This is a genomic window from Pseudoalteromonas sp. CNAT2-18.1 (assembly GCF_022347865.1).
Classification (GTDB): Bacteria; Pseudomonadota; Gammaproteobacteria; order Enterobacterales; family Alteromonadaceae; genus Pseudoalteromonas; species Pseudoalteromonas ruthenica.
In genome coordinates this window covers 163483-176662 of sequence record NZ_JAKRFR010000005.1, presented here as the reverse complement: position 1 = coordinate 176662, position 13180 = coordinate 163483, and the positions used below count along the sequence as shown (strand labels likewise).

The 13180-nt window shown below is 49.7% G+C and carries 15 protein-coding genes; 10 read left to right on the top strand and 5 right to left on the bottom strand.

What is annotated here, in order from left to right; genetic code table 11:
• Positions 1-7: 7 nt before the first annotated feature.
• From thiS to MHM94_RS12300, 4 genes are read left to right on the top strand one after another with little or no spacing between them, the layout of a single operon-like run.
• Positions 8-205, top strand: coding sequence for a sulfur carrier protein ThiS (gene thiS, locus MHM94_RS12315; RefSeq protein WP_022943337.1), 198 nt, complete (start codon positions 8-10; stop codon positions 203-205).
• On the top strand, positions 206-1003 hold the full coding sequence (locus tag MHM94_RS12310; protein WP_151173415.1) for a thiazole synthase: 798 nt from the start codon (positions 206-208) through the stop codon (positions 1001-1003).
• Positions 1000-2544, top strand: a complete 1545-nt coding sequence (gene thiE, locus MHM94_RS12305; protein ID WP_235419548.1) for a thiamine phosphate synthase — start codon at positions 1000-1002, stop codon at positions 2542-2544. The genes MHM94_RS12310 and thiE overlap by 4 nt, the downstream gene beginning before the upstream one ends.
• Positions 2534-3289, top strand: coding sequence for a HesA/MoeB/ThiF family protein (locus MHM94_RS12300; RefSeq protein WP_235419549.1), 756 nt, complete (start codon positions 2534-2536; stop codon positions 3287-3289). The genes thiE and MHM94_RS12300 overlap by 11 nt, the downstream gene beginning before the upstream one ends.
• A gap of 45 nt (positions 3290-3334) precedes the next feature.
• Here MHM94_RS12300 and MHM94_RS12295 read toward each other — a convergent pair whose 3' ends face one another.
• Positions 3335-4258 carry a manganese-dependent inorganic pyrophosphatase gene (locus MHM94_RS12295; protein ID WP_045979250.1) on the bottom strand — a complete coding sequence of 308 codons (924 nt, stop codon included), beginning with the start codon at positions 4256-4258 and terminating at the stop codon, positions 3335-3337.
• Between the two features lie 128 nt (positions 4259-4386).
• Here MHM94_RS12295 and MHM94_RS12290 point away from each other — a divergent pair, with 128 nt between their 5' ends.
• Complete coding sequence (locus MHM94_RS12290; protein ID WP_022943342.1) at positions 4387-4878, top strand: hypothetical protein; 492 nt, start codon at positions 4387-4389, stop codon at positions 4876-4878.
• A gap of 3 nt (positions 4879-4881) precedes the next feature.
• The gene (gene mutM / locus MHM94_RS12285) at positions 4882-5691 is read left to right on the top strand and encodes a bifunctional DNA-formamidopyrimidine glycosylase/DNA-(apurinic or apyrimidinic site) lyase (protein ID WP_235419550.1); all 810 of its coding nucleotides are present in this window, start codon (positions 4882-4884) and stop codon (positions 5689-5691) included.
• 39 nt (positions 5692-5730) lie between these two features.
• On the opposite strand, the gene MHM94_RS12280 is transcribed toward mutM, so the two are convergent.
• The 4 genes from MHM94_RS12280 to MHM94_RS12265 all read right to left on the bottom strand — a co-directional run bounded on the left by MHM94_RS12280 (position 5731) and on the right by MHM94_RS12265 (position 9350).
• Positions 5731-6222: a DUF3299 domain-containing protein gene (locus tag MHM94_RS12280; RefSeq protein WP_045979252.1), complete on the bottom strand. Its 492-nt coding sequence runs from the start codon at positions 6220-6222 to the stop codon at positions 5731-5733.
• A gap of 7 nt (positions 6223-6229) precedes the next feature.
• Complete coding sequence (locus MHM94_RS12275; RefSeq protein ID WP_235419551.1) at positions 6230-7537, bottom strand: ABC transporter permease; 1308 nt, start codon at positions 7535-7537, stop codon at positions 6230-6232.
• Positions 7534-8232 (bottom strand): ABC transporter ATP-binding protein, encoded by a 699-nt coding sequence (locus tag MHM94_RS12270; RefSeq protein ID WP_045979254.1) that lies wholly within the window; start codon positions 8230-8232, stop codon positions 7534-7536. Before MHM94_RS12270 ends, MHM94_RS12275 begins: the two co-directional genes overlap by 4 nt.
• An 83-nt stretch (positions 8233-8315) precedes the next feature.
• Positions 8316-9350 (bottom strand): CDP-glycerol glycerophosphotransferase family protein, encoded by a 1035-nt coding sequence (locus MHM94_RS12265; RefSeq protein WP_235419552.1) that lies wholly within the window; start codon positions 9348-9350, stop codon positions 8316-8318.
• Positions 9351-9605: 255 nt separating this feature from the next.
• Here MHM94_RS12265 and MHM94_RS12260 point away from each other — a divergent pair, with 255 nt between their 5' ends.
• The 4 genes from MHM94_RS12260 (at position 9606) to MHM94_RS12245 (ending at position 13177) form a co-directional block, all read left to right on the top strand.
• Positions 9606-10706, top strand: coding sequence for a phosphoribosylaminoimidazolesuccinocarboxamide synthase (locus tag MHM94_RS12260; RefSeq protein ID WP_235419553.1), 1101 nt, complete (start codon positions 9606-9608; stop codon positions 10704-10706).
• 133 nt (positions 10707-10839) lie between these two features.
• Positions 10840-11916, top strand: coding sequence for a CDP-glycerol glycerophosphotransferase family protein (locus tag MHM94_RS12255; protein ID WP_235419554.1), 1077 nt, complete (start codon positions 10840-10842; stop codon positions 11914-11916).
• Positions 11906-12310 carry an adenylyltransferase/cytidyltransferase family protein gene (locus tag MHM94_RS12250; protein WP_045979256.1) on the top strand — a complete coding sequence of 135 codons (405 nt, stop codon included), beginning with the start codon at positions 11906-11908 and terminating at the stop codon, positions 12308-12310. The genes MHM94_RS12255 and MHM94_RS12250 overlap by 11 nt, the downstream gene beginning before the upstream one ends.
• 39 nt (positions 12311-12349) lie before the next feature.
• Entirely contained in the window at positions 12350-13177 is an 828-nt protein-coding gene (locus MHM94_RS12245) for a sulfurtransferase (protein ID WP_235419555.1), read from the top strand.
• Positions 13178-13180 lie beyond the last annotated feature (3 nt).

Below are 13180 nucleotides of genomic sequence, written 5' to 3'. Positions count from 1 at the left end.
TGAAGATATGCAGATTTATATAAACGAAACGCCTGTTACCGTGCCAGAGCAGGCTGCATTGAGTGAGGCAATCACTGCGTTTGCGGCTAAACCGCCGTTCGCCGCCGCTGTTAATGGCCACTTTGTCGCGCAGCAAGACTATGGGCACACCGCCCTGAAAGAAGGCGATAAAGTGGATATCCTTGCACCCATTCAAGGAGGTTAGATGAGCGACGCTTTTACTATCTATGGTCAGTCTTTCAGCAGCCGGCTGCTGATTGGCTCAGCCTTATACCCATCGCCGCAATGCATGCATCAAGCGATTGCCGCCAGTGGCAGTGAAATCGTCACGGTGTCTCTGCGTCGGCAGAACTCTCACGCTGGAGGAGATGACTTTTGGCAGCTGATCAAAGATACCGGGTTAACGGTGCTGCCCAACACCGCAGGTTGCCACAGTGTGCAAGAGGTGATGACCTTGGCGCAAATGTGTCGTGAGGTTTTCGCCACCGACTGGATAAAGCTCGAACTCATTGGTGATGACTACAACTTGCAGCCAGACCCTATCGCCCTAGTTACTGCTGCTGAGCAATTATTGGCACAGGGTTTTAAGGTGCTTCCTTATTGCACCGATGATCTGGTAGTGTGCCAGCGTTTAGTGAGCGCTGGCTGTGAGGTTATTATGCCTTGGGCTGCGCCCATCGGTACTGGCAAAGGCATATTAAACCCCTATGCATTGCATACTATTCGCGAGCGCTTACCCGATGTTACGCTGATTGTCGATGCCGGGTTAGGGTTGCCTTCTCACGCCTGCCAAGCCATGGAAATGGGCGTGGATGCCGTGCTACTAAACTCGGCCATAGCAGGAGCCAACGACCCTGTGTTGATGGCACAAGCCTTTGCCAATGCCACCGTGGCTGGCAGACAAAGTTATTTAGCAGGGCCCATGGTGGAAAAGTCGACTGCCGTGCCGTCAACGCCGACGTTGGGCATGCCTGCATGGCACACAATGAGTGAGGATATATGAGTGAAGTAGTATGGACCATTGCCGGCTCTGATAGCGGCGGTGGCGCAGGCATTCAAGCCGACTTGAAAGCGATGCACAGCTTTTGTGTGCATGGATGTAGCGCCATTACCGCACTGACAGCACAAAATAGCCTGGGCGTGGAAGCACTAAATCCAGTGACACAGGCGGTGCTGGAGTCACAATTGCAAGCCTTAGCCAATGACCTTCGTCCCCAAGCGATCAAGATAGGGATGCTCGCCAATGTGCAGCAAATCCAACTGGTAGCCGAACATTTACGTTATTATCGCGACAACTGGCCGTGCCCTCCTTATGTGGTTTATGACCCGGTGGCCATTGCCACAAGTGGTGATAGTCTGATTGAGGAAGACGCTCAAGACGATATTGCCGATGCCATTAAAACCCATTTATTGCCCTTGGTTGATGTAATCACTCCCAACGTCCATGAAACACAAATGCTCACCGGTATATACCTTATTGGCCCCGATGCGTTGCGTGAAGCAGCGAAACGATTGCAGCAGTGGGGGGCAAAAAGTGTGGTGATTAAAGGCGGACATTGGGACTATCCACAAGGGTATTGTGTTGATTACTGCCGCGAAGGTGAACAAGAATATTGGCTTGGCAACGCCACCATCACCACTCCCCACAGCCATGGCACGGGGTGTACGTTGTCGTCCGTTATTGCTAGTTGCTTGGCTAAGGGGTATCCGCTTAAAGATGCCTTTATTCTTGGCAAAGCCTATATTAATGCCGGGTTGAAAAGCGCGCAGCGCTACGGCGAAGGCATCGGCCCGGTAGCGCAAACGCGTTGGCCTAGTGAACTTGCTGATTTTCCGCAAGTGATCGAGCCCGGTAGTTGGCTTGGCGACGAGCTTGATTTTCCATGTGCTGCCGATTTTAACTATGCCGCCGGATTCGCGCCTTGCCCACCGCAACTTGGGCTTTACGCTGTGGTCGACAGTGTTGATTGGTTGCAGCTGTGCTTGGAGCACGGTGTCAAAACCGTGCAACTGCGCATGAAAGACTGCCATGGCGAGCAGTTAGAAGAAGCTATCAAGCAGGCCATTGCCTTGGGGCGTGCCCACGATGCTCAGGTGTTTATCAATGATCACTGGCAGTTAGCGTTAAAGCATGGCGCTTACGGTGTGCATCTGGGGCAACAGGATTTACACAATGCCAACCTGCGCGCTATTCAAGACGCTGGCCTGCGCTTAGGGCTCTCTACTCATGGCTTTTATGAAATGCTGCTAGCGCACAATTACCGGCCCAGCTATATCGCCTTGGGCGCGATTTACCCAACCACCACCAAGGATATGACCGGGCAAATTCAGGGCCTGCAGAAGCTGCGTCACTTTGTACCATTGATGCAAGCTCATTACCCCACGGTGGCCATTGGTGGCATAGATTTGACGCGTATCGCTGAGGTGGTCAATACCGGTGTCGGCAGTGTCGCCGTGGTTCGGGCGATAACCGAAGCAGCGCATCCTACACAGGCGATTGCGCAGTTACAGCAAGCAATCAAGGACGGGCGCAGTGAACAGTGACGCGCTCAGTAACAAAGAACGTATCCGTTACGCTCGGCAGTTATTGCTTGATGATGTTGGCGAGGCGGGGCAGTTGCGCCTAAAGCAAGCCACCGTGCTGGTGGTCGGTTGCGGCGGCTTAGGCAGCCCTGCGCTGCTTTACCTTGCCGCTAGTGGCGTGGGCAGAGTGCGGTTTATGGACGATGATGAGGTTGAGCTATCTAACCTCCAGCGGCAAATTCTGTTCAAGCTTAATCATCTCGGGCAAGCTAAAACGAAGGCGGCAAATAAAGTGTTAGCCAGCTTAAATAGCGACATAACCCTAGAGCCACTGTGCCAACGGGCGAGCGCACATACTTTAAGCACGGCGTTGTCGGGGTGTGATTTAGTGCTTGATTGCAGTGATAACTTTGCAACCCGTTATCTGCTCAATAAAACCTGCAAAGAGGCGCAGGTGCCGCTAATTAGCGGCGCTGCGGTGGGACACCAAGGGCACCTTGCGTTGTTCGACTTTGGCGATAGCACCTCTCCCTGTTATGCCTGTCTGTTTCCGCCGCACAGCGATAACCCCACCGCTAATTGCGCCACACTCGGGGTGATTTCGCCCTTGCTGGGCATTGTCGGTGCACAACAGGCCATGCTCGCCATTAACTATTTGCTTAAGGGCAATGGAGCGGCCGTGTTGCACTGTGTTGATGGCGAGACTTTGCGCCATAGGGCAATACAATTGCAGAAAGACCCGCAGTGCCCTTGTTGTGGGCAATAAAAAAGCCAGCGAGGTTGCTGGCTTAACATACTAAAAAAGCGGGGATTAACCTGCAAATGCGTCTTGCAGCGGTGGCACTACCTGCTTTTTGCGACTAAGTACGCCGTCTAACCATACCTGAGAGTCAGCCACTTGTTCGCCGTAGGCTCTTTCGATGATGCCTTCGTCAGCAGAAGCGATTAGCATTTGCGAGCCTTCGTTCATGATGTCGGTGAGCAACAACAGCACACTGTGGCGGCTGCCCTCTTCTTTAAGCTTAGCAAGATCAGCATGTAATTCGGCTTTTATGTTGTCAAATACCGCCAGGTCGATAACCTCTAACTGACCGATGCCCACTAGGTTGCCATTCATATTGAAGTCTTTAAAGTCACGCATGACCAAATCACGCACTGGCGTGCCTTCAACGGCTGATTTAACCTTGAACATTTCCATGCCGAGCTCTTTGGCATCGTCAACACCAGCGATCTCTGCAAGAGCCTCAACACACTTGATATCGGCGGTGGTGCAAGTCGGCGACTTGAAAATCACCGTGTCACTTAAAATAGCGCACATCATCAAGCCGGCGATATCTTTTGGAATATCGACGCCGTAGAAGTCATACATCATTTTAATGATGGTGTTTGAGCAGCCGACCGGGCGAATCCAACATTCAAGCGGTGTGGATGTGGTTAAATCGCCTAGTTTGTGGTGATCGACCACGCCGACTACAGTCGCCTGGTCAATATCATCAGGGGCTTGAGTTTTCTCGGTGTGGTCAACAATATACACCTCTTCCCCAGCGTAGCTCATTTTCAGTTCTGGCGCTTCGAAGCCAAAACGGTCAAGGATGAACTGGGTTTCCGGTGATACCTCGCCTAAACGCGTAGGGATCGCCTCTTCACCAATTTGATTTTTTAAGTACGCCAGTGCAATTGCACCGCAGATCGAATCAGAATCAGGGATCTTGTGTCCCACTACATACATTGCCATATCGACTCTCCTAAATATTTTGCCGTTATTGTAGCAATAATTTTTAGCTCTGCGGTAGCGGCAAATGGGCTGCTTGGGCACGACTTTTTGGTTACACTGGGAGGATTAATTTCTATAGGGCATAAACCATGGCTGCAATTAAACTTTCGCGCAAAGGGTGGAATAACTTAATTATTTTCGCCATGTTGATTATGATCTTTGTGTTCAATGGGTTACATCATAGGCTTGGTGGCGATGATGAACCTAAAGGGCCGCAACCTTTGTTACCAGCGCAGAGTTATATTCTTACTTTAGAGTATCCCGGCATAAAAATTGAGCGTATTGGCACCAGCTGGCGTATGCAACAGGACAGCGATGCGGCGCAACCAAGCGCTGATATTCAAACGCTAGAAGCCAATGTTCGCGCTTGGCAACAACAAAGAGCGCCGTTAGCTGAGCCGCTTGGCGGAGCGCCTCTTTTAGCCGCAACCTTAACGCTTGCAGGAGAGCCAACCCCCTATGTTTATGTGCTCTATAAAGACCAGCAGCACTATCGATTATTTAACAAGCAACAGCAGCGCTGGTATAGCTTAACGACACATCAAGCGCAGCAGCTGTTTATACAATTAGCGAGTAACTAACTTATGCCTGAGCTTCCCGAAGTCGAAGTAAGCCGTTTAGGCATTGCCCCCCATATTGAGGGGCAAACCATTACCCAAGTAAATGTTCATCAACCGCAACTGCGTTGGCCGGTGAGCGAACAGGTCTATGCCCTAGCAGGTAACGTCATTACTCAGGTAAGCCGTCGTGCAAAATATTTGCTGCTGCACTGCGATGAGGGAGCGGTGATTTTACACCTGGGTATGTCCGGGCATTTGCGGGTTGTTGATAGCAACACGGCGTTAAAAAAACACGATCATATTGAGTTTCAGTTTGCGAACGGCCTGAGTTTGCGCCTTAATGACTCGCGCCGCTTCGGCGCGTGTTTGTGGCAGCCACTGGACAGTGTGCACTCGGTATTCCAAAAATTAGGGCCAGAGCCACTAACCGCTGATTTTGATGCGCAGTGGCTATTTGCGCGCTCTCGTAATAAGAAGCAGCCTATTAAGCAGTTTATTATGGATAACCAGGTGGTGGTTGGGGTCGGTAATATCTATGCCAACGAATCTTTATTCAAAGCCGGGATTCACCCTAAACGCGAAGCTGGGAAAGTCAGCCTTGCACGCTATCAAAAACTCACACCGTTAATAAAGGAGACCCTCGCGGCGGCGATTGAGCAGGGGGGCACGACATTGAAAGATTTCTCCCAAAGCGATGGTAAACCCGGTTACTTTGCGCAGCAATTATTGGTCTATGGCCGTAAAGGGGAGCCTTGTACAAGTTGTGCGACTACGCTGACGGAAATACGTTTAGGCGGGCGCTCAACGGTTTACTGTAAAAAGTGTCAGCGCTGAGGTGGGCGGCCAAGGGATGTCCTTGGCCAATTGATTTTGCTATAGCTCGAAGGGGGCAACACCGACGCCAGCTATTTTGTAGCCGGTTTTTGCGATTTCACCGCTCCAGCTATCAGCCTGCATGACCCCGGTCACCACTATCGCGTCATAGAGGCTATCGATCGGCACACCATTTTTCATGGTCACATGTACAATTTGATTCGGTGGTGGTGGCGGCACATGGATACACGCGCCGAAATAAGGCACTAAGAGAAACTCAGTTATGGACTCGTTGTCTCCCTCCAAAGGCACCACAAAGCCGGGAAGGCTTACGGTTTTGCCATTGTATTTTTGTACCACTGGGGCATCTAAATTTGGCTGCACCCAGTTTTGCTCACTGCCTTCGTGGCTTGATGAACTATTGCGTGTATCGACGGCAACATGACCTTCTGGCACCAGGTCTTCCCAAAAAATCTCCAGGGGCTCATTGGCCATTGCCGAGCCTGTCAACGCGGTGCTCAAAAGCACCAAACTTGCGTAAATAAACTTCATAAATATCCTAGGTTTTAATGCTCATACCATCGTTTAGCGAGTAGAAATAAGCGCGTGCTGCCGGCAGTATACCGACAATCCAGCCAGCGATAATGATACCTGCGACTAAGCTCAGTTCATAGCCTGACAAAGGAGTGATACTCAAGCTAATGCCGGCATGAGCTTGCAGTAAAGACTGACTGGCCCACATGGCCGCGTAAAATAAGCCACACCCCAAGGCGGTACCAATAACGCTGATCAGCACGGCTTCTATACTCATTAAGGAAAAAATATGCCACGGCTTGGCGCCCACAGAACGTAAAATAGCGAGCTCCCGGCGCCGTTGCGACAGGTTTGCCAGCAAGGTGGTAAGCATTCCTAGCAGACTGACACTGACCACCACCAAGGAAAACAACAGCAAGATTTTTTCCACTATGGCAAGCATTTCCCAGAGTTGACTCAGGGTTACGGTGGGCATAATCGCCATTAATGGCTCAGCCTGATATTGGTTGATATTGTGACGTACTTGTAAGCTGTATAGTGGGCTGTCGAAGCCAAGTAAAAAGGCACTAATCTGTTTTGGTGTACCGACTAAATCTTGGTGCGGTGCGTGTTTTTGCTCATGGTGCTGGTCATGTTCGTGGTGTTCGCTTGGGTGAGTTGTATGCTCATCGTGCTCGTGCGAGTCGGGCGCTTGAGCGCTGCCATGCATCAGCTCAATTGCTTTTAACGGCACATGCACCGATTTATCGACTGGGGTGCCGGTCGGCGCCAATATACCAACGATGGTCAGGGGGTTATCATCATGTTGGTGGAAGCTGGTGTTGCCCATGCCATGAGCAACGACAATGTTGTCGCCAAGTTGATAGTCCAATGAGCGAGCAACGTCAGCGCCAAGCACGACATCGTTTACGCCGGCAAAAGCGTGGCCTTGGGCAAAGCGCAAGGGCAGCTTCTTAGCATAGCGAAAGTGCTCAAAATAACTTAAGTCGGTGCCGATTACTGCAAAGCCCTTGTGGGCATCACCGAGCGACAGTGGAATACTCCAAGCAACGCCGCGCTTACTACTAATGGCTTGATAGCTTTGCCAGCTAACGCCATTATTCATATGGCCAATGCGAAATACTGAAGCTAGCAATAGTTGGATATCGCCGGTACGCGCGCCAACAATCAAGTCGGTGCCCGAGATGGTATTGGCAAAGCTTGATTTGGCATCCACACGCACTCGTTCAATACTTAACAGCATCATAACGCTAATGGCAATGGTTAAGACACTGAGTAACACGCTGGCCTTACGGTTAAATAAGCTTTTGCTGGCGAGTTTTAGCAAAATCATGACGCCACTCCTGCAAGCTGATTAACTTCACTTAGGCTCACCACCTTGGAGAACAGCGGCGCGAGCGACTTTTCATGGCTCACAAACACCACCGTGGCGCCGGTCTTGTCGGTTTGCTCGAACAGCAACTCGATAAACGCCTTGCGGTTGTCCTCATCAAGGGCGGAGGTGGGTTCATCGGCGATGATCACTTCGGGCTCACCAATGACCGCTCGCGCTGCGCCTACGCGTTGCTGCTGACCGATACTCAAGGTATTAACCGCTTGATGATGGTGGCTAGCATCTAAACCGAGCTGAGTGAGCAAGGTGGCTGCCAGTTCGTTCATTGCCATACCGGCGCGTTGCGCTCGTTGGCGGCGAACAGCGGAAAAAGCCAAGGCTAAGGTGACATTGTCGATAGGGCTAAGGTAGGGCAGTAAATTAAAGTTTTGAAAAATATAGCCGAGGTGATCGGCACGAAACTGATCGCGTTTGGCGCTGCTCAGGGCACTGAGATTGGTATCGGCAATGCGAATGTGCCCGCGTTGCGGGGTTTGGATCCCCGCCAGTAACGACAGTAGCGTTGATTTACCGGTGCCGCTGGGGCCGTGTAAAAAAACATGCTCACCTTTTTTTATGTGCAACGAGTCTATTGCTAGAGTGGGTGTGTGCTTTTCACCATGCCAAGAAAACCATAGCTTTTCTATTTCAATCATCACGTTCAATACCGCTGACTTGCAATTGTTGTTACTGTATCACAGTCATGTTTTAGGGCCAGCGCAATGCGATCAATGGCCCGTTACCAACGCCAATATGCCAATTTTTTACGCATCTTAAACTGGCGTAGCAAATTAAGGGGCTTGGCCTTTAGCTCAGCGCCGTCACTGATAATTAAATCATTGGTCGCCGCCAATACCCGCTCACTTGAGCAACCATCTTGATAGGGATGCAGTTGCTGGCAGAAAGACTCGATATTAGCCATTAACTCAGGCGGTCGGGTCAGCGCTTGGTCTATTGCCGCTTCAACCTGAGTCGCATCGGTTACATTGAGAAGGTGCGCTGCAGGGGCTTGATTATTAAAAGTAACCACTGGGCGACGCAGCAATAAAAACATTAGCAAAATCGAAGAGGTATCACAGAGCATTACGTCCGCTGCTTGCAACAGGGGAATGACATTGTCGGTTTCAACAAAGCTGAGACTATCATTTTGCATGGCTTTATATTGCGTCACGATATCTGCACTCATCTTCGGGTGGAACTGCACTAAAATACGGTATTTACCGCTATCGCGGAGCTCTTTAATGTGCTCAACCAACACTGGGGCCAGTGACAAGCGCTTGGAAAAAGTTGAACAAATCAATAAAGTCGGGCGCGAGTCAGTGCTGCTATAGGGGTTATTTGGTGTGGGGCTAAACAGTGGGTCGAGCATTGACCAACCCGTTTCACGCACACGAAAAAAACCATGTTGCTGGGCTAACTGGGTAAAGGGCTCAGTGGTATTTGGGCCTTGAGTACAATACAAATCAAAGCAACCACGAATGGTGAAATGGTCGTTCTTGCCGCGACTATTTAACTTGCCCGCGTCAAAGCCATGAAACACAGCGACCTTCTTGCCAGGAAAAAAGGTGGGCATGATATTCGCTGGTGCAAAGGCTGCGTGAGGCCGCCACTGACGAATCGCATCAACGGTTAATAACTGAGATTCGTCCGCAGCTAGGAAATCAGGGTTAACTTCATCGCCTTGTAAAAACCACTTTACTTCGCCGCCGTGAGCGCGAATAACTTGTTGTAAAGGGCGTAAAATCGCATAGGAGTAATTTTGCGAAATATACATAAGGTATCGCTTGCCCTGAGTGCTGCTCGCTAAGTCCACCGCCGTGCCCCTATAGCAAAAAGATGTTGTTTAGTTTACCGCAATATTAACTTTAAATGACAGGTACAAGGGCTAACCAGTGTCGAGAATAAAAAAGATAGGACAAAAGTCCGCTTTGTTGCGGCGATTACCTTTATCTTCGCTGCCAGCTGAACTATCATAGCGCGCTCACAGCCTCGGTCGGTGTATCGAAATTAGCCCTTGTTTGGAGTAACCATGAGCAACTACAAAGTCTTAGATGTAAACGATGATCTACCTATTCGCACTCAAGGTCCGGTGCACAGCGGCAAAGTGCGTTCCGTTTACTGGTTAACCGAGCAAGACAGTGCTCGCTTAATTGCAGAAAAAGGGTATGCGGTGCCACAGGGGACCGAGTTGGCAATTATGGTTATCTCCGATCGGATCTCGGCGTTTGATTGTATTTGGCAAGGTGAGCAGGGCTTAAACGGCATTCCAGGCAAGGGCATTGCGCTGAATGCAGTGGCTGCGCACTGGTTTAAACAATTTGATGCCGCCGGACTTGCTGGCAACCATATTGTGGATATTCCACACCCATACGTATGGATTGTGCGTAAAGCCAAAACAGTAAAAGTGGAAGCCATCGCTCGTCAATATATCACTGGTAGCATGTGGCGTGATTACGCCAAAGGCATCCGCTCTTTCTGCGGCATCGACCTACCTGAGGGGCTAACCGCGAATCAAAAGTTAGATGAAGTGCTGATCACACCATCGACCAAGGGCATTATTGAAGGGCTAGATGACGTGCCAGCCGTGGATGATGTAAACATCACGCGCAAAAACATCACCGATAACCTAGATGCATTCAACTTTAGCTCAGCAGCTGATGTGGCAAAATATGAGCACTTATTGGTGCAAGGATTTAATGTTATCAGCGCTGAGCTGGCGAAGTTAGATCAAATCTTTGTCGATACCAAATTCGAATTCGGTTACGTCGAAGACATGCAGGGCAATGAGCAGTTAATCTACATTGATGAGGTGGGTACGCCAGACTCTTCACGTATTTGGGATGGTCCCGCATACCGCGATGGTAAAATCATTGAAAACTCCAAAGAGGGGTTTCGCCAGCTGCTTATCAATAATGTACCCGACAGCGATGTGTTGCTAAATAAAGAGCGCATGGCTGAGCGTGAGCAACTCGCCCAAGACTATAAGTTACCGGTTGAAGTAATGATGCAAGTGTCTGACACTTACGTTGGCATTGCTAGTAAAATCATTGGCGAGTCACTGCATATTCCTACCGACCCGCGCAGTGAAATCATAGCAGTGCTCAAGGATCAATATCAGCTTATCGATTAGTCCTATTCGGGTTACAAAGTATGCCGCCACAACGATATTGGCGGCATTTTTATAGGTAGTCAGGGTACAATTAGGCAAACAATTCGGTTTTTTAGTATGATGGGCGAATGTTTTTTCCGCTTTGCACCGTTGTATGAAGGTTTTTTTCGACGTTTTACACTTGTACTACTTGCCTCAATATTTACCTGTTATCGATGAGCTTAATCAACGTGGTGCACAGACCGTGGTAGTGCTTTATAAGCAAGAAGACGCGGTGCTTAATGCGGCTGCAGAATATGCAATAAAGGCTCATAACTTAAATGCGCATTGGCTGCAAAGTGAATCACAAGCGGTCGTGTTCTATCGTCAATGCGGCGCTGATTGGGTTATATTTGGTAAGGCTTTCGCGGCTATTGCAGAGCTAAATAGCATAGTAAAAACGGCGTTGATGCAGCACGGCATTGGCCCCAAGGCGTGTTACTATGATGCCTCGAACAATGCAACTTCAGTGCGCTTTGTTGAAGGTCAACACCGTTTGACCCGCTTACACACACTCTATCCAGACTCGACGTTTATTGATACTGGATACGCCAAGTTAGACCCATTATTGAGTCAACCACAGTATCCGTTACCAAGCCATGAAGATTTCGGCCTTGATGCCAGCAAGCCCACGGTGCTTTACGCTCCTACTTTTTATCCAAGCTCGCTGGAGCGGCTGCCTAAAAACTGGCTGGCAAACCTGACACACTGCAATGTAATTATTAAGCCGCATTACTTTTCGCAAACAAAAGACAAATATCAAAAGCATCAACGCTTATTACAGCGATGGCAGCAGTATGAGCATGTGTATGTGAGTCAACTTGAAGAGTTTAATTTAATCCCTTTTATGGCGCTCGCTGATGTCTTGGTGTCGGATGCGTCGTCGGCTATTTTTGAGTTCTTTGCGTTGGGTAAGCCGGTAGTGTGGTGCAACTTCTACAAACTCAGATGGTCTTACCGAGGGCCTTTTGCGTACCGCTTTAAAGCGCGTTTAGACGATGATATCTCCTACTTTGAGCCGCTGTGCTTTAAAGCAGATAAAGCTTCTGATGTGATAAGTGCCATTGAAGAGGCATTACATCAGCCACAAAAATTTCATAACCAACAAAACCAAACCACGATAGAACGCCTAGCAGGGAGGCTTGACGGCAACAGTGCGAAGAGAATAGTAAGCTACCTATATGACAACTAAAATAATAACGTTCGGTACTTTTGATGTATTCCATGTCGGCCATGTCAATATCCTAGAACGTGCTGCAGCGCTTGGCGATGAGCTCATAGTAGGGGTATCTTCCGATGCCCTTAATGTAAGGAAAAAAGGCCGCGCTCCGGTCTATGCGCAAGCAGACCGTATGAATATCATTGCCGCGTTAAAGTGTGTATCCGATGTGTTCTTAGAGCAGTCTTTAGAACTCAAGCGCCATTATATTGAAACCTACAATGCGGACATGCTAGTGATGGGCGATGATTGGCAAGGTAAGTTCGATGACCTCAAAGAGGTATGTGAGGTCGTCTACTTACCCCGTACTCCCTCTATTTCTACCACAGAGATAATTGAGGTGGTGCGCCAGCCAGAGTTCTGCTAACGTCAAAGTCCACTTGCAAGCGCAAAAGGTGCTATCGACATGGAACAACAGATATCAGTGGCTGAATTGGCATCAAAGCTAGATGAGCCCAAGTTGATAATTTTCGATGCCGGCATGGTGTTACCGGGTAAGTCGGGTGGTTACTCGCCAGCGGCGGTGATCCGAGGTGCTCGACGATTTGATATAAAATCGGCGTTGGCGGATCTCAACAGCCCTTGGCCAAATATGCTATGCAGCGCCGAGCAATTCGAGCATGAAATGCGCATTGCTGGCGTCAATATCGACTCCGAAGTTGTTGTTTATGACGATCAGGGGTTGTTCAGTGCCGCACGTGCGTGGTGGATGTTCAAAGCCTTTGGCTTTGATAATGTTAAAGTATTACGCGCTGGCCTACCTGCTTGGCGCAGTGCCGAGTTACCGGTGCAACAAGGTTGGAGTGAGCCGCCAGCCCAAGGTAACTTTGTGGCGCAGCCACGAGCAGGCTACTTTATTGATGCTGAGCAAGTGCTCACGAGTATAGACCAACGCCACACTTTATTATTGGATGCACGCCCGGCGCCACGCTTTGATGGCACTGCAGAAGAGCCCCGTGAAGGCATGCGCAGCGGACACATTCCGCACTCCGCTAATTTGCCGTATGCGCGGTTAATTAAAGACGGCGCCTTATTAGACGTTGCGGCATTGCAGCAGTGCTTTAATGACTTGGTTGCCCCAGATGTGCAGCAGTTACAATTTAGCTGTGGTTCCGGGATCACCGCTTGCATCTTGGCGCTAGCTGCTTACGAATGTGGTTATCGGAATCTACAAGTATATGACGGCTCCTGGAGTGAATGGGGCGCCCGCCATGATTTACCAATAGACAAGTAAAAA